Raw genomic sequence first — 20,813 nt, forward strand, 5'->3', positions numbered from 1 at the left:
ACAACGATATCAACCCGGCTCTATGGATATGTTTTCATTATAGAAGAGCAGACTATCTCACAACAAGGAAAGTCCGCCCCAGAATCACACAACAATAGAGAAAGAATGCATGCGCCGATCGATTGGAATTGTTGTAGAAAGCGTAGAAATCATAGAGATGCTTTTAGTACATTCTTTTAGGCTTACGCCTTCTTTCCGCTGGTAACAGGACATCCAGCGCATCATCTACTGTAACAACTCCCATGAGCAACTGCTCGTCATTGACGACCGGAACAGCCAGCAAATTATACTTTGCAATAATTTCAGCGACGGTATGCGCATCATCATCCGGCTTGACCGTTACCAGATCGGTCTCCATGAGATCTTGCAAGAGTTGCGTTGGACCGGCGATCAACAGATCCCAGAGCGAGACAGCGCCTAGCAAACGGCTTTCATCCTGCGTCTCATCATCAACGCAGTAGATATAAGCAATTCGCACATCATTTTCTTGAATGTTGGTTCGCACGACATTCAATGCATCCGACACTGTACGATCTACATTGAGTACAATATAATCGGTCGTCATCAAGCCGCCAGCAGTATCAGCCTCGTATTCCAATAAATCCTGCACATCCTCGGATTCTTCGGGATTCATGAGGCGCAACAGCTCTTGCGTTCGTTCTTCTGGCAATTGTGCCAGCAGGTCCGCAGCTTCGTCCGGTCCCATTGCTTGCAAGATATCGGCGGCCCGATCAGGCTGAATATTTTCTAGAATATGACGCTGACGTTCGGTATCGATCTCCTCCATCGTATCGGCAGCCGTTTCGTCATCCAGACGCTCGATAATACTCGCTCCCTGTCCAGGAGTAAGTTGATGGACAATTTCAGCGATATCGGCGGGGTGCATATCGGCAAGCTGACCGCTCAGCGCCCGATATGATCCCGATGGGGTTTCTGTGAGGAACTTCTCTTCTTGCTCTTCTGGATGCTGCTGAGTGCCAATCAATTCTATGCGGTTCCAGGGGATCAATGAAGAGGTGGAAGAATTATTTCTGGCTCCAAATAACCAGGAAGGGGTAAGGCGACGGATCAGGCCCAGAGTACTATGATCGACGCCGAGGATACGCCAGTCGTCAGCAAAGCAAATATCGTTCACGCGCACAGCTTTTTTGTGTTCGATATCAATGACCTGCTTATCGAGAACATCCTGCGCCAGATGTACCTCTTCTGACTCATCCAAATTGATGGGTTGCAGTTGCTCAATCGGCACACGCAGACGGATCAGATGCTCGTGGCGTTCCAGGGACGCAAGAGGAACACGCAAAGGCTGCTCCTCTTCTCCCTCAATCAGCAGCGCATCAGGGTAGGACGCGGCGTTCTGCCCTACCTGCGCTGCCGGAGTCAATACATCAATGACTTTACCTGCTCGCGTTTGCTGTTGATCTTCCACAGCAGCGCCAAGCAATTGGCTCAAGTACAACATAATATTCTTATTATAACATTCGCAAAGCGAGCCGACTACAGTTCTATCCGAGAATCGGGCAATACTTTGCTCGGCTCTAAATTCAATGCAGCATTCTCCTGCTGCAATTGCACCTGCTGCACGCATGCGCCCACAAAATCACGGAACAACGGATGAGGGCGCGTCGGGCGGCTCTTGAACTCAGGATGAAACTGAGATGCTACAAACCAGGGATGCCCGCTCAACTCAATCACTTCAACCAGGCTGTTATCGGCTGAACGACCACTGACAACCAGGCCGTGCGATTCCATACGCTTGCGATATTCATTGTTGAACTCATAGCGATGGCGATGACGCTCAAAGACAATCGGCTCATTATAAGCTTTGTATGCTTTGGTATCGGATGTTAGGCAGCAGACCCAGTTGCCCAGGCGCATCGTACCACCTTTATCGGAGATCTGTCGCTGGGTGAGCATCAAATCGATGACGGGATATGGTGTTTGCGGATCAAATTCGGTGCTATTGGCTTCGGGCAGGCCCAGGACATTGCGGGCAAATTCGACGACGGCCACTTGCATGCCAAGACAGAGGCCCAGATAGGGAACGTTGTTGCGGCGCGCGAAGCTGGCGGCCTTGATCTTGCCCTCGATACCGCGATGTCCAAAGCCACCCGGCACCACCACACCGGCCACATCTTCCAGCACCTCAGTCTCCCCCATCTTTTCAAGGGCTTCAGAGTTGATCCACTTGATGCGAACATCTACGTTGTGATACCAGCCAGCGTGGGCCAGCGCTTCGGAGACGGAGAGATACGCATCGTGCAGTTCGACATATTTGCCGACCAGTCCAACGGTCAACTCGGGGCGAGGATGCTTGATCTTTGTAACGAGATTGCTCCACTCCTGCATCTGCACTGCCTGCTTCTTCAAGCCAAGCTCCTGCACCAGATATTCGCCCAGACCAGCCTCTTCCAGGACCAGAGGCACTTCATAAATGGTATCGGCGGTCAACAGAGGAATGACGGCGCGTGCCTCGATATTACAAAAAAGCGCGATCTTCTCGCGCAATTCGTCACTGACCGGATAATCCGAGCGGCAGACAATGACATCGGGCTGGATGCCGACCCGGAGCAGTTCTTTGACGCTATGCTGGGTGGGCTTGGTTTTCAATTCCCTGGTTGCGCCGAGATAGGGTAAGAGGGTGACATGCAGATAGAGAACATCACGCCGCCCAACATCTTTGCGCATCTGGCGAATTGCCTCCAAAAATGGTTCGCCTTCGATATCGCCCACGGTGCCCCCAACTTCGACAATGACCACATCGGCATCGGAGCGGCGAGCAACAGCATGGATGCGATCTTTAATTTCATTTGTGATGTGAGGGATGACCTGAATAGTGCCGCCGAGATATTCTCCGCGTCGCTCCTTGCCGATGACCGAGGCATAGACCTGCCCCGTTGTCACGTTATTGGCCTGGTAAGCGGGTTCGTCGGTGAAGCGCTCGTAATGTCCCAGGTCCAGATCAGTCTCCGCACCATCGTCGGTCACAAAAACTTCTCCATGTTGATATGGCGACATCGTACCGGGATCAACATTGATATACGGGTCCAGCTTCATGAGCGAGACGGAGACTCCGCGATTTTTGAGGAGACGCCCCAGTGAGGCAACGCTAATCCCCTTCCCTACCGACGACGCCACACCGCCTGTCACAAAGATAAATTTTGACATAATGAAACCTCCTTATACGGAGCCTTGCCGTTATGCATAAGGACTAATCTTATAATGAAACGCTGTCTAACACGTCAATCACGCAATACGTGGTGAGAGAACCACAACTTGCGTTTCAGCAGGCACATTAGAACGAGTTACGACGAGCCTGGGTTGAGCGGTGATATTCTCGACACCCATTTCTCGACAAAACTTGCCGAGGGGAGCCGGGATCTCAGCACCGTCAGCATGATAATGCATGGGAATGACGACCCGAGGTTCCACCTGGCTGATGATCTCTGCCGCCTGAGTCGCATTAATAGTATGTTCGCCGCCGATAGGGACCAGGAGTATATCGGCATCCGCGACCTCTTCCAACTGCTCTTCTTGCAAAATATGACCAAGATCACCTAAATGGCAGATCACCAGGTCATCTATATGAATCACGTAAATGGTGTTCCGACCGTATTCTTGCCCCTTTTTATCATCATGATAAGAGGCGACCCCTGTAATCAGCACATCGCTAATTTCATATTCTCCCGGTCCCTTCACAACATGAGGATTCCCACTCACGGCCACCACATTATTATGACCTGCATGATTATGGCTGACTGTAACAATTGAGGCAGAAATCTTACCCAGCTGGGAGGTTTCCCCTTGAGAGGAGCCTTGCTGAGGAGAGAAAGGGTCGGTCACAAGCGTAACATTTTTGCCACGTAGCTGAAAACAAGAGTGGCCCAGCCAAGATATTTCCATAGCTGCTGTGTTTTCTCTTCTCTGACATAAGTTCGGGCGGGGACCATTCGTCCTCGCCCGAATCGTATTGTACCATAGGGATATGTGTTCTAGCAAGTCTGTCCATGTGGCATCACAGATATGTAATGCTATATTTTCACAAGAACGATGTGTTCATCTTGTAGAGTATTACGTAGTACTTTTGCTGCAACTTTGCTGTCAATGTTTCGGGATTTGACAGCAAAATCAGTACCACAACTATCATCTGCGATCTACTCCCAAGCTCGTTTCTCTCTGTATTGGCCTCAGAAGCCTATGCAAACCACTGTTATTGCAAGTTTTTCAAGGGTCAATACTACCTTGTGTATGAGGAGCATACTTTTTGCAAAGGAGAGAGACTCTATGGATAACACGCCGCCGCAAGTGTTTTTAGGAGGGACGGTTGGGGCGAATCGCTGGCGCGAAACTATTGTCATTCCTGGTCTTTTAGCGCGTGGCGTTGCTGCCAATGCCCTGTTCAATCCGGTAGTACAACATTGGACACAACAGGCACAGCAATACGAAGATATGGTGAAACGCGCTGTACGCTACCTGCTCTATGTGGTTGCCAGTCCCGATCCACTTGGGGGCACGGCTAACGTGAGCGCGTACAGTCTTGTAGAATTAACGATGTCGCTCTATGATTCACCTGATCGGGCTGTTGCCCTTTTTGATACGACTGGAATGGCTCGGCATACGGCAAAGGCAATTAGCAAGTCCGTCAAAGATTTGCATGAGCGTTTCCCCAGTGCGCCCATTTTCACCGATTATGACAGTATGATGGACTGGCTTGCGGAACGTCTACGCGAAAACAAATGAAACAGCTGATACAAACTTTGTCAGTAGTTACAAGAATTGCAGCCAGATAAGCAACAACCGTGTTTACGATGATGGTAAACACGGTTGCGAAAGCAGATAGCTGTCAAATCTCTATTAGTTGCCGCTCTCTTCGGCGAGCGCCTGCGCCATTGCTTCATCATATAGCGGACCGCTCACAACCATCTGACCATTCGGTGCTTTCGATGCAAATGTGAGCGAGCTATAGGCGACAGTCGCCCTGACCTGGCGATTGCGCAGACCAACATGGACAGTGGCACCTTCAACCAGCTTCTTGATGCGCTCAGCGACGATCTCTGCGCCGCTCTGTTCGGCGCGAATAACGGCGGTCATAATCCCTGGGCCGTTGACCGAGAGCTTATCCTCTTTGCGAATCTTTGCCTTCAGCGTTGGCAGGAGCTTACGCGCGACTTCGGTCGCCTCGCGATCCTCACGCTCGCGATTAACATCGCTGCCTTCGGCCCCTTCCAGGATCACGCGGAAGACAATCACGCTCTGAGCATTGCAGATGCGACGTACTTTGTGCTGTCCGGCCTCCAGATCTTTCGTCGTATCCACCATTTGCCAGATATGATGGTCGCGATTGCGCCTGAAATCATAATAGCCCTGCAAACGCGCAATGCCTTCCATCGCAATTGCGCCCGCCGTCCACAACGCCTGCTTTGGCGATCCCAGTGTAAAGTCGCGGGTCGCGATGACCTGCTCCACAATGGGACCGATCTTCATCGTCGAGGCCTCATAGTTCTGCTGCGCCCGCACTTTAAGATGTCCGGCATAGATACGGCGGCGCTGCTTGAGAAAATCGCGCACAGTCAGCGGTCCCTTATTATAGACGACACTCTCAGGGCGATATTCAAGTTTATAGCCAAGCTGTGAAATCAGTGCTTGTATAGAAATCTCATCAACTGCGCTGTTTGTTGGGATACCCGATATCACATTGCGGAAGGCGATGACTTCACCCAGCTTGGCATGCGCACGAGCGACGCGATCATGCAAACGCCAGAGCAGATGCACTGCATGGCCCATCAATGTATTCGGATTATTCACCGGCACCGGACGCCCGCCGGTCATACCAATTTCAGGATTTAAGAACGGTGAACAGAGATTCTCGATAGCATATTCTTCAGGAATAACGTCCGCGCCAATCAGCACCGCAACCTCGCTAGTGGCCTTTTTCAAAAAGAGATTAATAGCAGACGCTTTTCCTTCGCGTTTCTCCTGTACATACAGATGTACACGAGGTTCTTTTTCAGCGATTTCACTTACAATAGGAACAGTACGGTCAGTGCAGCCGCTGGCAACGACAACAACCTCTTCAATGAGAATAGATGGCCCCTGCTGCGCGAGTACGGCATGGACAGTACGTGCGATGTTGGCCTCTTCATTATAGGCCATAATGCCTATACTGCACCCAACACGTTTGACATCCTCCTCTAACTGATCGTCCACCGGCATAGACTGTGAACCGTTTTCAACCTTCGTTGCCATGAAAGGCTCTCCTTCCCTGGGTGATTGATGGAGTGCGATGTGATCCCTTTTGGCTCCCGGGTTTTCCCCACATCTTTTATTTCAGCATACCATAGGAGAATAATCTGAGCGTTTTACAAGCCACAGCGGTATCCTGACACCGGCATGTGCATACTACTCAGCCTGTCTCTCTTCTATACTGAGAAACTCCCTGAACTAGCATAAGTAACGTATGTAACCTACACTAGTACTTAGGAGAAGATAAGGGGGATCGGGTTGAGGCATGGTTGCAAATAGATAAATTCCGTATGCAAATCTCAATGATCCTGAATTTTATCGCTGAGGAACGACTCTTCTCTCATATCCATTGACAGTGCCGGAAGGGATGCTTATACTCGTCAATGGCAACGGCCATGCTTGCTGCACAATTAACAAATGCTCATAAGCTTATGTAGCTCTTAAATGCTCACATCGGCAGCATTCAAATGTGGGTAAATGGGGAAGTATAGGCAAACGATGGTATGAAAATGTAACACAAAAAGGATATGGTACTTCTATGCGTGTACGAGAACATCTTCTGCTCTCAACAGCGGCGGCAGCTGTCGCTGCTCCCTGGCTGAAAAAAGATACCTGGATTCCCTTTGCTTCCAGTATCTTGATCGATGTAGACCATTATCTCTGGTATGTGATCTCGCATCGCACGTTGAGTTTGCGCGATGCCCTCACCTTTTTCAATCAGGCCGATCCTCCGCAGACGGCGAGCATGAAATTTATGCATCAGCCATTATTTCTCGGATTGTTGCTATTTCTGGCGGCCCGGTTTCGCTCCCGCCTGCTCTTTCTCATTCTGGCAGGGCTGCTCTTTCACGTCAGTCTGGACGCCATCCACATTACTCAGATGAGCCGTTTGAAGCGCACACTGAGCGAGGAGGCAGCCAGCGTTTGTGGGGAATGCAACCGTTTTGTGGATGAACTGCAACTCCACACACACACCGTCACCAATAACCTGCTCGACCGCTACAATCCCAAACATTTTGTCGTGCTGTGTCCTGAATGCCACGAACTTGCACATCAGAAATAACAGCAAAAAAGCAGGCTGACTGGCGAAATTTCGTCAGCCTGCCTGCATCCTACACTATCTATGTGTGTACATGTTCTGAATACTACGGATTATAGGGTTGATTGCCCCGAGTCTGATCACTATACGGTTGCTGCGAGAAGGTGCGATTGCGCAATTGCTCGTCGGTGGGCATGGCAGCCGCGGTCTGGCCCATGCGGGCCTGCTCAGCTGCCGTGCGCCCCATTCCGATATTGCGCTGCTCGGCAATCTCCGGGCCGGACTCTTTGATGCGGTTTTCGCCACGATTCAACAGGCGTTGCGCGGACTCACGCCCACCCAGACCAAAGGCAAGACCAAACGCCAGGGCCAGAGCACCGATAACGGCAGTAAACAGTGTCTCCACAATGGCAGGAGCAATATTCAACTGATAGAGCGCAATCAATGCAGCAAACCCCAGGATTGCATAACGAGCGATGTTCGCATACACGTTGGGATTACCAAAGCTGGTGCCGGAGATCAAGCCACGTACGATGTCTGCCACAAAGGTCGCCAGCAACATGCCCAGAAACAGCACCAGGACTGCGACAAACACATTCGGCAGGTAGCCCACGATCATTCCCAGCAGAGCGCTGACGCTCGCCAGGCCGAGAGAATCGACGGCTGGCACCAGGAAGATCAAGAAGACGAACCAGAAGACGACCTTGCCGAGTATATTGGTCACGTCCATATGCATATTGAAACGTTGCTCCATACGCCTCAACCCGATACGGTCACTGACAGCATCAAAGTGGGCACGATGCAATAGCCAGGTCACGCCCCGCTCAACCGCTTTCGCTACTATCAACCCGATGATAAACACGACGATAAAGCCGATCAGCTTAGGGATAAAGCCAAGTATCGCGGCAATCGCGGCGATAAACGAGTTCCAGAGCGCGGTTCCCCAATCTGCAATTCTAGTCATTGGTTACTCCTTTCCGGTGATAGCACATCCGTATTACATTAATTCTGTCAACTCAGATTCAGCATATATTCAAATCTTACTGTTTTCAAGTCAACAATTAAATCTCTAAGCCCAATCTAATACAACCCTATCGATTGCTTAGATAATCGCATTGCTCAGAATAGATAATCCTTTCAATAGGAAATGCAATACAAAGCCACTGTTGCAAAATGAGCCTCTTTCCTTCCTCGGTAACAGATTTTCGTCTCAGCGACGTTGACAAACAGCAATGTATATGTTATTAACAAGGTATCATATCAGTTTCATGATGTGTACGGGATGAAGTGTAACGTTTGCACTGCTTCCTCTCAAGAAGCCAGTCCCCGGTTCAATTCCGGGGCATCCCATGCCGGTACTATGTGCAATGCGGATGTAGTTTAACGGACGAATCTGCTCTTGCCAGGGGTAGGATCTCGGTTCGACTCCGGGCATCCGCTACCGGTTCACAATATTACGGCGGGTATAGCTCAAGGGTAGAGCATCTCCATGCCAAGGAGAAGGTATTTGGTTCGACTCCGAATGCCCGCCACCGGCCACTCTCTTCACACGGGGATGTAGCTCAGCATAGAAGAGTGCTGCTTTGACACGGCAGAGGTCGGAGGTGCAACTCCTCCCATCCCTACACCCCCTTTCCAGGGGGTACAAGACAAATAACATATGGGGATGTAGCTCAGAAAAGATCAGAGCGCTGTTTCTGCAAGACAGAGGCAGGGGTGCGAAGCCCCTCATCTCCACACTCTCTCTGAAAAGAGGCAACAAACACTGTGTGCCTCTTTTCCAAAGAAGGTTGGTTATGACGGATATTCAGAAACATCTCCCGAAGATTCTTCAGGTCGTGCGCACACATTGCCAATCTCTCTCTTCTCTCTCCGATCCAGTTCAACGGCACACGACCCTGATCGCTCCCCTACAAGCAAAGCTCTCGCGCCTGCTACCTGCCGGCTATGGCATCGGTTCTGGCACCGTCTTCAATACTGCTAGTCACATCTCCCAACAGGTTGACCTGATAATCTATCATCGCCGCAAAACTGGTGGACAGGCGTTCGATGCCGTTTATCCGCTCCAATTTGTGCTGGTCGCCATCCATTTTACCGATATCCAACCAGCAAATACCACCACGCTCTCTGCAGCGCTGGACACGATACAAAGCATAAAAGCTCTCAAAACAACGCGGCCAATTCCTGTGAAGCCTGAAGCTGAGCCGGATTTGGGAACACGTATCGAGCGTCTTCCTAAACAACTGCTGCCGCTGGGTATCATCTTTGCGCGTGAGATTGCCGATACGCCCTCTACAACAGAACAGCTCGCTCTCTTCTTACAAAAGCTGCTCACTCGCTATACGCCAGAGCAGCGGCCAGATTACCTCTTTGTGCCTGCAAGCCAGGTCTATTACCGCAATCCGGCGTTTGATGCTCATACCCGCGTGATGGGCGAATCTGGCCTTTTCCGTGAGCCGGATCACGAGAAATACATCTGCTGCTATATCTGCAAAGAGTACTTCTTTCGTCGCCACTTCTTTTATCATTCGCACTGCCCTCGCTGTGGCGATCTTAGCTATCTGAAACGCTTGCAGAGTACCGACCTGGGCGGCATGATCGCGCTGGTAACGGGCGGGCGCATCAAGATTGGATATACGACGAGCCTCAAATTGTTGCGTGCCGGGGCAACCGTGATTGTCACCACGCGCTTCCCCCATGATGCAGCGCGACGTTATGCTCAGGAGGCCGATTTTGCGGAGTGGAGTGGCCGTTTGCGCATCCATAGTCTCGATCTGCGCCACCTTCCCAGCATCGAGCGCTTCATCCAGTATCTCTTTACTACCTATCCCCGACTGGATATTCTTATCAATAACGCGGCACAAACGGTGCGGCGACCACCGGCTTTTTACGCTCATCTACTTCCGTTTGAATCACTGCCGCGCGAGGAGTTGCCGAACACTCTACAAGCGATTTTAATTGCAGAGTCGGCGACGACGACCTCTGTAACAGTTGCGTCTCCAGTGCTACCAGCGCTTCCCGCATTTGATGATGGCAGTGAAGTGCTGATGCCGCGTATGGTCGAGGCTCTGCCGCTTTCGGTGGCGCTCTCGCAGGTGCCGATGCAGCCAAGCGATGAGCGGCACGATGCAACCTCTTTTCCTCCCGACCGCTATGATCGTCACGGCCAACAAATCGATCTGCGCTCGCACAATAGCTGGGTGGCAAAACTGGAAGATATTGCCGTTCCCGAGCTTTTAGAGGTGCAACTGATCAACGCCATTGCGCCCACAATCTTGATCGGGCAGCTCAAGCCGCTGATGACGCGCAATCGTACTCGCAGCGGCTATATCATCAACGTTTCGGCCATTGAGGGGCGCTTTGCTGGCACAAAAATAACCTATCACCCTCATACTAATATGGCGAAGGCCGCGCTCAATATGCTCACCTATACCTCTGCGCCCGATTTTGCCCGTGAAAACGTTTATATGAATAGTGTTGACCCTGGCTGGGTCTCACTGCAAAACCCGGCAGATCGTCTGGTATCAGAAGGGGTTGTACCACTGGATGAAGAGGACGCGGCGGCGCGTATTTGCGATCCCATTTTCACCGGCCTTGCGACCGGGCGCAACGAATATGGCAAGTTTTTCAAAGATTATGCAGTGACGGACTGGTAATTCCGGGTCATCCAATCGCTAGTAAAGCGCATCTATTGTATAGAGAATGTTCAGCCAGTGCTTAGTTATCGCCCTGGCATATGACTAGACGCGTCAATCTATCCATGCTATGATATTCGTTGCAATTACGAACGTGCGGATGCATCATATAAGGAGTTGAACCCTCATGCACTTCGATCTATATCACTGGTTATTTGATGACCCGATCACAGCCGGTTCCAACGCAGGCATGTCTGGACCGGAACCCTTCCGTCTTCTCTGGCCGTTTCTCATCTTCTGCTGTGCTGGCCTGCTGATTACTTTCTACTATTCTGTCGAGGGTCGCAAGCGCTTCGTCAAATCCAAACCACTCGTCAAGCGCATGCTGGACCGCTATCTGGGCTGGTTCGCGGTGATCTGTTTCATTGGCCTGCCGCTGATTTTTTCGCGCGTCTACCTGGATGGCTACTTCTTCGCCTGGCGCTTCTGGCGCTACCTCTGGCTTGTCGGACTTGTGGTCTGGGCCGTTCTCTGGATCGTCTATCTGGTCAAGAAGTATCCGCAAGAACGCGCCAGCTATCAGGCATACGAAAAGCGACAGCAATATATACCCAAAGGTAATAAGCGTAAGGCCAAAGCTGCTTCTCGCTGATCGTACCTGCGAAGGATCTATCATTGACAATTGCGGGAATTTTGCTTGCTGGCGGGCGCAGTCGGCGTATGGGAAAAGATAAAGCGTTACTGCCGCTGCCCGGCTCCGAACGCCTGACGTTTGTAGAACATCTCAACGCAATGCTCACCACTTGTTGTTCAGAGGTAGTGCTGGTCGCGCGAGATGCAGAACAGGCGGCAGAATATACATTCGCGGGTATCCATACGATTACCGATGAAGCTCCCGATATTGGACCGCTGATGGGCCTCTACAGCGGCCTGCAAGCAATTACCGCTTCGCACGCGCTGGTTATAGCGGTAGATATGCCGTTTGTGCAACCAGCTGTAGTGAGATTGTTGCTGAGTCAACCCCTGGATGATGCCCTGCTCGTTCCAGTTGTCAACGGCTTCCATCAGGTGTTACTAGCCGTGTATCCCCGTAGCATACTGCCAGCCGTTGAAGAGCGATTACGAGCAGGACGACGCGATCCGCGCTCACTCTTAGAGGTGGCACGCGTTCGTAGCATAGACGAGGCGCAATTGCGCGCAGTTGATCCCCAATTGCGCTCGTTTGTGAATATCAACACACCCGAAGAGTTTGCAAACCTGAAATGAAAAGGGAGGCATCCCTAGCCATGCATCCGTTGCCAGCGACGGCGCGCCATTGCCTTCAAATCCTCTTCAAAGCCGCGCAACATGAGCCATTCACGCGTCTCTCCCAGCACCACGACATCCACAGAACGCATCTGAGCGCTGGTTGCCGCACCACTGAGCTGCATTGCCACTTTCAGTTCTCTTGTGATGCGCTCCAATAGCTCGCAAACCTTCTCGTAGCTCTCGCTCGCCGCCTTGAGAAAGGGGAAGCCGAGCCCCACAAGCGTTGCGCCCAGGGCCAGCGCGCGCGCCACATCCAGGCCGGTACGCACTCCGCCCGTTGCGATCAGAGGCAGATCAGCCACGTGAGCCTCGACAACGGCAATCGGCGTGGGAATACCCCAGTCGCGATACAGTTGTCCGATGGCCTGTGTTTGCTGATCGCCACGCAACTGTGAACGGGCAGCCTCTAATGCCGACATGCTACTACCACCGGCTCCTCCAACGTCAATTGCCGCCACGCCGCACGAGCGCAACAGGAGAGCCTGTTCGCGACAGATGCCAGCTCCAGTCTCTTTGGCGACAACAGGCACATGCAATTGACTAACCAGTGCTGCGAGCGCCTTCTGCTCACCCAGCGCCCGACGATCTCCTTCAGGCTGAGCGGCCTCTTGCAGGCTATTCAAATGCACGGCAAGCGCGTTAGCCCCGATCATCTGCACTGCTCGCTCCACCTGTTCCAGGGTAAAAGGGGCATGGCGCTCCTGTGGAATGAGCTGGGGCGCGCCAACATTTGCCAGCAGAAAAGCCGAGGGAGCCATCTCGCGAGTTACAGCAAAGCTGCCCGCCACATCGGGATTGACAATGGCGGCTCGCTGGCTCCCAACACCCAGAGCCAGGCCATACTCTTCAGCTGCGCGTGCCAGATTGCGGTTGATGTGCGTTATATCAGGATGACCTCCAGTGAGCGAGGAAATAAAGAGTGGATAGCGCAGACGATGACCGAGGAAAGAGGTCGAGATATCGATATCGTCCAGATCCACCTCTGGCAACGCCTGATGCACCAGCCGGATATCGCTCCAACTCGCCTGCTGGGGAGCGGAAACATCTTGCTCAAGAGCAAGCTTCACATGCTCTATTTTGCGCTGTTTGACGACTTCATCGGTCATGAGGTGGGAATCCTTTCTACAGATCGCTGTTTTATGTGGGCGACAATCAGATAGACGAGGGGAATACCAAAGATGAGCGCCGTCTGATAAGTTGCCAACGGTGCCCGACTGAATCCCACGAAGGGATAGATAAAGAGCGCAGTACCCGATAGCAGCAGAATCGTGATTGAGAACGTATCAAGCCGCCGGAGGACGATGATCCAGAACATCCAGAGGACATACCAGGGCCAGAACCAGCCAGATACCAGGATCAGATACCAGAAGATCGCCCCGGCCCAGGCACGCAACAGCGCATCAAAACCGGGAACTCTCTCCTCCGGGTCGCTTTGTGGACTGGCAAGCGACAACGGTGCGCTCCTCACGAGGCTGAAGGTGTGAAGATAAATCAGGATGAAAATAAATGTTGCCGACGAACGCAGCGTCATATCGGCAGCGGTAATCGGTTGCAAAAAAGACGGAAAGTTCCACCAGAGCGCCACAGCTTGAAAGAACCAGCGCATCGCAAGCGCGAGCAAGCCAGCAGGAGAGTGAACAAAATGCTCCATATCGATAGCCGAAGTGATCGCAAAGAACGTTGAGGGGCCGCGCCAGTACGGGAGCATAATTGCGATGAAGGGAATGAGCAGAACCAGGAAACGCCAGACAAAGGCCAGCAACGCCCGTGATATCAGACGTTGTGAGCGTACAACAAACCAGAGATACAGGGGAGCCAGCAGCAGGGCGATCAGATTGACGCTCACCGCCAGGCCAAAAACAACCAGGCTACCGATATGAGAGAGCGGTCCGTCCTTTTGCAAATGCAACCAGACCACCAGCAATAGCAGAGTGAGTAGAACGCCCTCGCTATGCCCACTGCCAGCCAGTTCAATGAGTACCAGAGGATTCCAGGCATAGAGCAACGTTCCCAGCACCTGCCGTCCGGGAGAAAGCCTGCCCAGAATAGCCCAAACAAGTAAGCAGTTGAGCAGGTGTGAAAACAAGGCCAACCCCTTAAAAAGCAGCAGAGAAATTACCGGGCTGTTGCTCACACTCGCCAGCAGAGCCGCTATGCTCAGCCAGAGGGGTCCAAAAATATTGGTTGTTTCCGGTCCGTTAATCACCCAGACAAGATAGGGATCTTCGGGAAATTGCAGCGGGATCGTATTCATGGGATCAGCTTTGTAAATGGCAAGGATACGACCAGAGAACATGTAGGTAAATATGTCATCGGAAAAGAGGCGCGGCAAAAAGAGCAAGGTGACACCAAAGAGGAGTGTGCCACCCAGAAAAAACCAGAACCATTTCCAACTCCCAGGGGCGGCGCGTCGAATGACCAGAGCAACAATCAGGCCATAGATGGTAATCATGCCGACGAACATGAGACCAAGCAGGAGTGCGGGCAATAGGCTGGAACTATCGAGTAGCACTGGCAAAACCACCAGCAACAGGTGAGCAGGTGCCAGCGTCCAAGTCCAGAAAAGCTCCAACGGAGTCTCGCTCAAGTGCAGCGCAGGCAACGGCGACAGGGCCACAATTCCCAGGCAGAGCACCTCTAATAAACAGGCAAGCACCAGTAACAGAAGAAAGCTCGACTGCTGCCCCTTCTGTTTATGTAATGGCTCTACGCTTGTTTTCTGGTAAATCGTCAAATAAATACCTATCCTTTATTCAAACAAATTATGAAGCAACCTTCTACTTCTCTGCAATCTTGCGAATCTCCATTAAAAATGGTAAATTCTCTGTCATTATATAGCATACAAAACGAACCAACGAAAATTGACGGCACGCCCTGCAAACAGACCTCAGCATCAATACAGCAGTGGAGGGCAACGAGGGGTCCGTGCCGCTTCTTTCTTCAGGATTGAAAGCCATCGAATGTTAAGGTGTTGTTATCAAAATTGATAGAGCGATGATAAGGCGGCAGGCGAAAAGGTAGAGATAAGGACTGCTCAGAACCGAACGAAATGCATTTGTGAGATTGATACAGATGCATTTCGTTCACCAACAATATGCTTAATCCAGACCAACACGTTTGAACGAGGTGTCGATGTATTTGGTGTAGAAATCGGTGCTGGTCAGTTCCTCCAGTTCGGAGCGTGAAAGATGAGTCGTTACTTCGGGATCGCTGCTGAGGGCATCGAGCAGAGCTGGTCCCTGAACTGGTCCCTGGCTGGCTAAGGCCCAGACCTTTTTGGCGTTGCGCTGCACCATCTTGTAGGCTTCCTGACGCCCCACGCCTTTATCGATCAGCGCCAGGAGGATGCGCTGTGAAAAGACCAGGCCACCGGTCATATTGAGGTTGGCCTTCATGCGCTCTTCATCGACCTGAAGCCCCTCAATAACCTGGGTAAAGACATGCAACATATAGTGCAGCAATGTACAGCCATCAGGAATGATGATGCGCTCGGTTGATGAGTGGCTGATATCGCGCTCGTGCCAGAGGGCCACATTTTCCATTGCCGTCACCGCGAAGCCACGCAGGACGCGCGCCAGACCACAAATACGCTCGCACAGTTCGGGATTGCGCTTATGGGGCATGGCCGACGATCCCTGCTGGCCAGAGCCAAATGGTTCAAACGCTTCGCTCAGCTCGGTACGCTGCAAATGGCGAATCTCCTGCGCCATCTTTTCCAGCGAAGAACCAATCAGCGCCAGTTCACTCATAAAGTGAGCATGGCGGTCGCGCTGGACAACCTGGCTGGAAATCGGTTCGACACTGAGGCCCATCTGCTGACAGACGAACTCCTCGATATGTGGGGGCATCGTCGCGTGCGTTCCCACCGCGCCCGAAATCTTGCCCACAGTCACTTGCTCCAACGCGTCGGCGAGGCGCTTCTGGTGGCGCTGCAACTCGTTCATCCAGAGGGCCAGTTTGAGGCCAAAGGTGATAGGCTCGGCATGAATACCATGCGAACGTCCGGCCTGCAACGTATATTTGTATTTGCGAGCCGCCTCACCAAGCGCATCAACCAGCTTTGCCAGCGCAACGGTAAGCAACTGACCGGCCTCTTTAATCTGAGCTGCCAGCCCGGTATCGACAACATCGGAAGAGGTCAGGCCCAGGTGAATAAAGCGGCCCTCGGGACCGAGTTGTTCTTGAATGGAGCGCAGGAAAGAAATAACATCGTGGTGCGTCTCCTTCTCGATTTCCTGCATGCGCTCAGCATTATAGCTCGCTTTCCGTATCTTTTCGAGAGCGTCGGCAGGAATGACCCCCTCACGCGCCCAGCCTTCACAGACGAGCAACTCCACCTGTAGCCATTTATCAGTTTTATGGTCAGCGGACCAGACGGCCGCCATCTCTGGTAGTGTGTAACGTTCGATCATGGTTGAATGCAAAACCTCTAGATTTGTTTTTCGTACTTACAAGGAATGATGTCCAGACATAGTTTATCACAACGCAGCAGAGAACCATATGCCCTTCCATATGCGCGGGCAGGCAACATCACACTACAACAGGGAACTATAGGCCACATGCCACTGTTCGACGTGAGAAAACTCGTGTTCTATGTACATCTGTGTTAGAATCGCGACAATTAGCCTGTTAGTATAAAGGGATTATAGACATGGAAGTTTCAGAGAAACCACGTGAAGTACCTATGAAAAAGGGGCTGGAAAAGCTCGATGAGCGTCTGAATATGCTCTGTGATGGCGTCTTTGCTATCGCTATGACACTCCTCGTGCTCGATATCAAGCTTGATTTGCAAGGCAGCGATATCAACGCGGCATTAGGGGCATTTTCTGATAAAATCATCATTTACATCATCTCTTTTTTTGTCATTGCTGGATATTGGAACGAACATCGCCAGTTAATGAAAATGGTCAGGCGTATGAACGCTCCATTTATCAGGTTCACATTTATATTCCTGGCATTTGTCACGTTCTTTCCCATTGCTTTCAGCATGGTTATGGATGCCGGGCATTATGCGCAGGTCATCAGCATCTATACACTGGTAATGGCCGGGTGTGGCCTCTCAATTTCCCTGCTCTGGTGGTATGCCTGCGGCCAGCATCGCCTGATCGATACTGATCGTGATGAGGCAGCAATCAATGAAAGGATCTTGTTCGGTCTGATTACACCTGCTGTCGCATGTGCTGCTCTGCTGTTCATCCCACTTTTCCCTGACCATCCACAACGTATCTTTTACTTTTTATTGCTGTCTCCAGTGATAAGAAGAATCGTCCATACTCTCTATGAGAGTCGCCAGAAACAACTTGCAGACGTGGAGTAAGCGGAGTAACGCATCCTGCCAGCGATACATAACCGAGTTCGGGAAACTGCCAGGAAATTTTTGTGGGCATAAAATCGTGTCATTCTGTGTTTTCTATGATAGAATGGTTGGAAATCAAAACGGTCACTCACTCACAGAGACCCTGGAGGGCTGTCAACTCTTATCCTCCCACACTGGATAGCAGAACTCCTGACAGGACTTGCAACGTCTTGACGCCATAATAGGATGCATGTACAATCTTACCGTCATGTTCGCATGTATTGCGCCGACGACTGAAGAGTAGTGGAGCACAGGGAGCTAACCCTCCCAGGTGCACTTACCGCTGAAAAGGCCAACCGAAAAGATCAATTTGAGAGATCAATTACGCGATCTCGCTAGAGAATTGGGAGTTATCTAAAGACCATGAAAAAGGGAATCCATCCAAACTATATTGAGTCCACAGTAAGCTGTGCCTGTGGCAACAGCTTTAAGACGCTCAGCGTCAAACCCGTTCTGAAAGTTGACGTATGCTCCAATTGCCACCCATTCTTTACCGGCCAGCAGCGTATCCTCGACTCAGCCGGTCGTGTGGAGCGTTTCCGCAGACGCTTCAACTTGAAAGAAGATGAGTAAGGCTTTTTCGATATATTATGAGAGGGATAAAGGATCTTCTATGGGAGTCCTTTATCCCTTTTTTCAATCTGGTGCTATTCTACAGGGAGGTGATTTTACCTGGTGAATGCCAAACAGCGCACCATCTTGTTTCTGATTGCTGATACCGGAGCTGGACACCGTAGCGCCGCAAACGCAATCACAAACGCAATCCGCATCATTTCACAAAAAGAACAGGAAGAATGGTTGACCCGAACTGCCGCTCAACAGAGGGAAAGCACTGTCAGTCCAGGGAATACAGCCGGGACGACTGTACAGGAAGCAGTCGCGCCTCCACCCACATATCGCATCGAGATCGTCGATGTCTTTGAAGAATATAGCCGTTTTCCTCTCCGCGAAGCTGTCAAACTATACGGACCCACCATTCGCTACAATCCGCGCCTCTTCGGTGAGGTTTTTCATATCAGCAACCGCGAAGGTCCGGTCATGGCTGGGCAATTGTTGACGACCCCTCTCATTCTTAACGGACTCTTGCGCCTCTTTACAACTGTTCAGCCCGATATCATCGTTTCTATTCATCCCTTACTGAACCATGTTACTGTGCGCGCCCTTCGCGAGTTCCATCTGCGTATTCCTTTTCTCACCGTCGTTACCGATCTGGTAACAGTGCATTATTCCTGGTTTGCGGAAGGTGTTGACGGGTATATCATTCCAACAAAACAGGCTCAAGAACTGTATTTAAAGCGCGGACTCGATCCCCAAAAAGTACATCTGCTTGGTATGCCTATTGATCCCAAATTTACACTTCCGATAGCAAGTAAAGAAGAGCTTCAGAGAAAATTCGGCTTGCGACCGGGCTTGCCCGTCGTCTTGCTGGTTGGCGGCGGCGATGGTGCCGGTGGCCTCCAGGCAGCTGTACGCGCCATCTCGCATGCACGCCTGCCCGTTCAATTGATGGTTGTCACTGGGCGCAACAAACGGCTGTATGCTCATTTACAGCGAACAAAGTCACATTTAAATGTCCCTATCACCATTTTCGGTTTTGTACAAAATATGCCTGAATTAATGCATGCCGCCGATGTCATCGTTACAAAGGCCGGTCCTGGCACGATCAGCGAGGCACTGTCTTGCGACCTGCCCGTGATCCTTAGTGGCTATGTGCCGGGACAGGAAGAGGGCAATGTGACGTTTGTCACCGAAAACGATGTGGGCGTGCTGGCGATGGACCCACCGACGTTGATCGATGCATTACGGCGCTTAACCAAGCCGGGATCGCCTGATCTGCGCCGCCAACTGGCGAACGCGAAACGGCTGAGTCGGCCAGGAGCTTCGTTTGATATTGCACAGTGCATTCTCAGTTATCTGCCAACGCCCGACGCGCAAACCGTCTGGCAGACCACATGGGGCAGGCGTCGTCAGCGCATGATGTCGGGCCGGTTGCGCTCGGCGATACGGATTCGCCGACTGCGTACAACACTGCCCAAGCCATTGTTGCGCGGGCCTCTCGTGCGGCGTCTCACCAGTTCACGAACGCGCGATATCTCCAATAAAAGCGGCGACCTTACCCATCCCGCAGATCGCAATTTGTAGAGAATATTAAAGGAGCAAAGCATGGCGAAGTTTTATTACGGCGGTCAGGCAATGATCGAGGGCGTGATGATGCGCGGTCGCACAACGGCAGCCGTTGCTATTCGCCGCACGGACAATAGCGTCTATGTGTATGAAGAGCCGCTGGCGCCTCGACTCTATCAAAACCCGATCTTTCGCCTCCCCTTTTTGCGCGGCATGCTGCTCCTCTGGGAAACGCTGGTCCTCGGCACCCGCCTGATGACCCTTTCGGCAAATATCTCATCTGGCGCGGTCGATCCCGAACGTCTGACTGCTGCCCCGGCAACAACTGAGCAAACGGATAGCACAGCGAATAAGAGCGAAAGCCAGGAAGAAGCAGCACCAGCCATTGGTGGTGCTGCCCTGGCTGGTTCGCTGGCAGTTTCGTTAACGCTCGGCGTGGCGATCTTTTTTGTGGGACCACTGATTATCACCAACCTGCTGCGCCACCAGATTGGCGAGGGTTGGCTCAACATCATAATTGAAGGGGTTATTCGCCTTGCGCTTCTGCTCGGCTATCTCTACCTGATCGGGCGTGTTCCCGACATTCAGCGCGTCTTCGGATATCATGGGGCCGAACACAAAGCGATTAATGCAATGGAGCAGGGAGATCCACTCGATGTGCCACATGTGCGCCGGGCCTCGCGCGTCCATACCCGCTGCGGAACAGGCTTTCTGCTACTGGTGATGGTGATCTCCATCTTTGTCTTTGCCCTCGTTGGTTCGCCATCGCTACCCATTAAAATTCTATCGCGCATCGTGCTGGTGCCGATCGTGGCCGGCATTGCCTACGAATTGATGCGGTTAGGTGCTGCCAATTATCGTTTCCGTGTGGTACGTTGGCTGCTGGCTCCCGGACTGGCATTGCAGGGAATGACAACGCGCGAGCCAGACGACAGCATGATCGAGTGCGCGATTGCCGCATTGCAGCGGGTTCTCTCACGCGATCAGACCCAGCCCACCAATAACGAGCCTGAAGACAAAGCTGAGCCTCTTGTGGCTTCGTAATCATTCTTCAACAATCAAATATACTAGAAATACCACGTTGCAGTTCACCAATATATTGCTTAAA

Annotated in this window: 17 protein-coding genes and 4 tRNA genes; 13 read left to right on the plus strand and 8 right to left on the minus strand. The window is 51.7% G+C overall.

Going from position 1 to position 20,813, the window contains the following annotated elements; all coding sequences use genetic code 11:
- Positions 1-163: 163 nt before the first annotated feature.
- From K3T83_RS11540 to K3T83_RS11550, 3 genes are all read right to left on the minus strand, one after another.
- The gene (locus tag K3T83_RS11540; RefSeq protein WP_220203120.1) at positions 164-1,462 is read right to left on the minus strand and encodes a magnesium transporter; all 1,299 of its coding nucleotides are present in this window, start codon (positions 1,460-1,462) and stop codon (positions 164-166) included.
- Between the two features lie 35 nt (positions 1,463-1,497).
- A complete protein-coding gene (gene pyrG / locus K3T83_RS11545; protein WP_268963454.1) occupies positions 1,498-3,168 on the minus strand; it encodes a CTP synthase in 1,671 nt (556 codons plus the stop codon).
- Positions 3,169-3,246: 78 nt separating this feature from the next.
- Positions 3,247-3,903, minus strand: coding sequence for an MBL fold metallo-hydrolase (locus K3T83_RS11550; protein WP_220203121.1), 657 nt, complete (start codon positions 3,901-3,903; stop codon positions 3,247-3,249).
- Between the two features lie 381 nt (positions 3,904-4,284).
- On the opposite strand from K3T83_RS11550, the gene K3T83_RS11555 reads away from it, so the two are divergent.
- Positions 4,285-4,740 (plus strand): hypothetical protein, encoded by a 456-nt coding sequence (locus tag K3T83_RS11555; protein ID WP_220203122.1) that lies wholly within the window; start codon positions 4,285-4,287, stop codon positions 4,738-4,740.
- Positions 4,741-4,854: 114 nt separating this feature from the next.
- On the opposite strand, the gene K3T83_RS11560 is transcribed toward K3T83_RS11555, so the two are convergent.
- Positions 4,855-6,246 carry a glycosyltransferase family 2 protein gene (locus K3T83_RS11560; protein ID WP_220203123.1) on the minus strand — a complete coding sequence of 464 codons (1,392 nt, stop codon included), beginning with the start codon at positions 6,244-6,246 and terminating at the stop codon, positions 4,855-4,857.
- 535 nt (positions 6,247-6,781) lie between these two features.
- On the opposite strand from K3T83_RS11560, the gene K3T83_RS11565 reads away from it, so the two are divergent.
- Positions 6,782-7,306: a hypothetical protein gene (locus K3T83_RS11565; RefSeq protein ID WP_220203124.1), complete on the plus strand. Its 525-nt coding sequence runs from the start codon at positions 6,782-6,784 to the stop codon at positions 7,304-7,306.
- A gap of 82 nt (positions 7,307-7,388) precedes the next feature.
- Here the strand turns inward: K3T83_RS11565 and K3T83_RS11570 are convergent, their stop codons facing one another.
- The gene (locus K3T83_RS11570; protein ID WP_220203125.1) at positions 7,389-8,246 is read right to left on the minus strand and encodes a mechanosensitive ion channel family protein; all 858 of its coding nucleotides are present in this window, start codon (positions 8,244-8,246) and stop codon (positions 7,389-7,391) included.
- Positions 8,247-8,651: 405 nt separating this feature from the next.
- Here K3T83_RS11570 and K3T83_RS11575 point away from each other — a divergent pair.
- The 7 genes from K3T83_RS11575 (at position 8,652) to K3T83_RS11605 (ending at position 12,183) form a co-directional block, all read left to right on the plus strand.
- Positions 8,652-8,722, plus strand: a tRNA-Gly gene (locus K3T83_RS11575).
- Between the two features lie 19 nt (positions 8,723-8,741).
- Positions 8,742-8,813: transfer RNA gene (locus tag K3T83_RS11580), tRNA-Gly, on the plus strand.
- A 20-nt stretch (positions 8,814-8,833) separates the two neighbouring features.
- A tRNA-Val gene (locus K3T83_RS11585) sits at positions 8,834-8,907 on the plus strand.
- 37 nt (positions 8,908-8,944) lie between these two features.
- Positions 8,945-9,019: transfer RNA gene (locus tag K3T83_RS11590), tRNA-Ala, on the plus strand.
- Between the two features lie 59 nt (positions 9,020-9,078).
- Positions 9,079-10,938, plus strand: a complete 1,860-nt coding sequence (locus K3T83_RS11595; RefSeq protein WP_220203126.1) for an SDR family NAD(P)-dependent oxidoreductase — start codon at positions 9,079-9,081, stop codon at positions 10,936-10,938.
- 166 nt (positions 10,939-11,104) lie between these two features.
- Positions 11,105-11,569: a hypothetical protein gene (locus tag K3T83_RS11600; RefSeq protein ID WP_220203127.1), complete on the plus strand. Its 465-nt coding sequence runs from the start codon at positions 11,105-11,107 to the stop codon at positions 11,567-11,569.
- Between the two features lie 23 nt (positions 11,570-11,592).
- The gene (locus tag K3T83_RS11605) at positions 11,593-12,183 is read left to right on the plus strand and encodes a molybdenum cofactor guanylyltransferase (protein ID WP_220203128.1); all 591 of its coding nucleotides are present in this window, start codon (positions 11,593-11,595) and stop codon (positions 12,181-12,183) included.
- 14 nt (positions 12,184-12,197) lie between these two features.
- Here K3T83_RS11605 and fni read toward each other — a convergent pair whose 3' ends face one another.
- The 3 genes from fni to purB form a co-directional block, all read right to left on the minus strand.
- Complete coding sequence (fni, locus tag K3T83_RS11610; protein WP_220203129.1) at positions 12,198-13,331, minus strand: type 2 isopentenyl-diphosphate Delta-isomerase; 1,134 nt, start codon at positions 13,329-13,331, stop codon at positions 12,198-12,200.
- Positions 13,328-14,959, minus strand: a complete 1,632-nt coding sequence (locus tag K3T83_RS11615) for an MptA/MptB family glycosyltransferase (RefSeq protein ID WP_220203130.1) — start codon at positions 14,957-14,959, stop codon at positions 13,328-13,330. The genes fni and K3T83_RS11615 overlap by 4 nt, the downstream gene beginning before the upstream one ends.
- A 364-nt stretch (positions 14,960-15,323) precedes the next feature.
- Positions 15,324-16,637, minus strand: coding sequence for an adenylosuccinate lyase (gene purB, locus K3T83_RS11620; RefSeq protein ID WP_220203131.1), 1,314 nt, complete (start codon positions 16,635-16,637; stop codon positions 15,324-15,326).
- Positions 16,638-16,876: 239 nt separating this feature from the next.
- On the opposite strand from purB, the gene K3T83_RS11625 reads away from it, so the two are divergent.
- From K3T83_RS11625 to K3T83_RS11640, 4 genes are all read left to right on the plus strand, one after another.
- Complete coding sequence (locus K3T83_RS11625; protein WP_220203132.1) at positions 16,877-17,542, plus strand: TMEM175 family protein; 666 nt, start codon at positions 16,877-16,879, stop codon at positions 17,540-17,542.
- A 402-nt stretch (positions 17,543-17,944) separates the two neighbouring features.
- On the plus strand, positions 17,945-18,154 hold the full coding sequence (gene rpmE, locus K3T83_RS11630; RefSeq protein ID WP_220203133.1) for a 50S ribosomal protein L31: 210 nt from the start codon (positions 17,945-17,947) through the stop codon (positions 18,152-18,154).
- Positions 18,155-18,256: 102 nt separating this feature from the next.
- Entirely contained in the window at positions 18,257-19,723 is a 1,467-nt protein-coding gene (locus K3T83_RS11635) for an MGDG synthase family glycosyltransferase (RefSeq protein ID WP_220203134.1), read from the plus strand.
- 21 nt (positions 19,724-19,744) lie between these two features.
- Positions 19,745-20,749, plus strand: a complete 1,005-nt coding sequence (locus K3T83_RS11640) for a DUF1385 domain-containing protein (protein WP_220203135.1) — start codon at positions 19,745-19,747, stop codon at positions 20,747-20,749.
- Positions 20,750-20,813: the final 64 nt, after the last annotated feature.

The organism is Reticulibacter mediterranei, assembly GCF_016587455.1.

Coding starts and splice junctions, on each gene's coding strand:
- K3T83_RS11595 (WP_220203126.1), top strand. CDS start 9,079: ATGACGGATATTCAGAAACATCTCCCGAAGATTCTTCAGGTCGTGCGC.
- K3T83_RS11600 (WP_220203127.1), top strand. CDS start 11,105: ATGCACTTCGATCTATATCACTGGTTATTTGATGACCCGATCACAGCC.
- pyrG (WP_268963454.1), bottom strand. CDS start 3,168: ATGTCAAAATTTATCTTTGTGACAGGCGGTGTGGCGTCGTCGGTAGGG.
- K3T83_RS11540 (WP_220203120.1), bottom strand. CDS start 1,462: ATGTTGTACTTGAGCCAATTGCTTGGCGCTGCTGTGGAAGATCAACAG.
- purB (WP_220203131.1), bottom strand. CDS start 16,637: ATGATCGAACGTTACACACTACCAGAGATGGCGGCCGTCTGGTCCGCT.
- fni (WP_220203129.1), bottom strand. CDS start 13,331: ATGACCGATGAAGTCGTCAAACAGCGCAAAATAGAGCATGTGAAGCTT.
- K3T83_RS11560 (WP_220203123.1), bottom strand. CDS start 6,246: ATGGCAACGAAGGTTGAAAACGGTTCACAGTCTATGCCGGTGGACGAT.
- K3T83_RS11565 (WP_220203124.1), top strand. CDS start 6,782: ATGCGTGTACGAGAACATCTTCTGCTCTCAACAGCGGCGGCAGCTGTC.
- K3T83_RS11640 (WP_220203135.1), top strand. CDS start 19,745: ATGGCGAAGTTTTATTACGGCGGTCAGGCAATGATCGAGGGCGTGATG.
- K3T83_RS11625 (WP_220203132.1), top strand. CDS start 16,877: ATGGAAGTTTCAGAGAAACCACGTGAAGTACCTATGAAAAAGGGGCTG.
- K3T83_RS11555 (WP_220203122.1), top strand. CDS start 4,285: ATGGATAACACGCCGCCGCAAGTGTTTTTAGGAGGGACGGTTGGGGCG.
- K3T83_RS11570 (WP_220203125.1), bottom strand. CDS start 8,246: ATGACTAGAATTGCAGATTGGGGAACCGCGCTCTGGAACTCGTTTATC.
- rpmE (WP_220203133.1), top strand. CDS start 17,945: ATGAAAAAGGGAATCCATCCAAACTATATTGAGTCCACAGTAAGCTGT.
- K3T83_RS11550 (WP_220203121.1), bottom strand. CDS start 3,903: ATGGAAATATCTTGGCTGGGCCACTCTTGTTTTCAGCTACGTGGCAAA.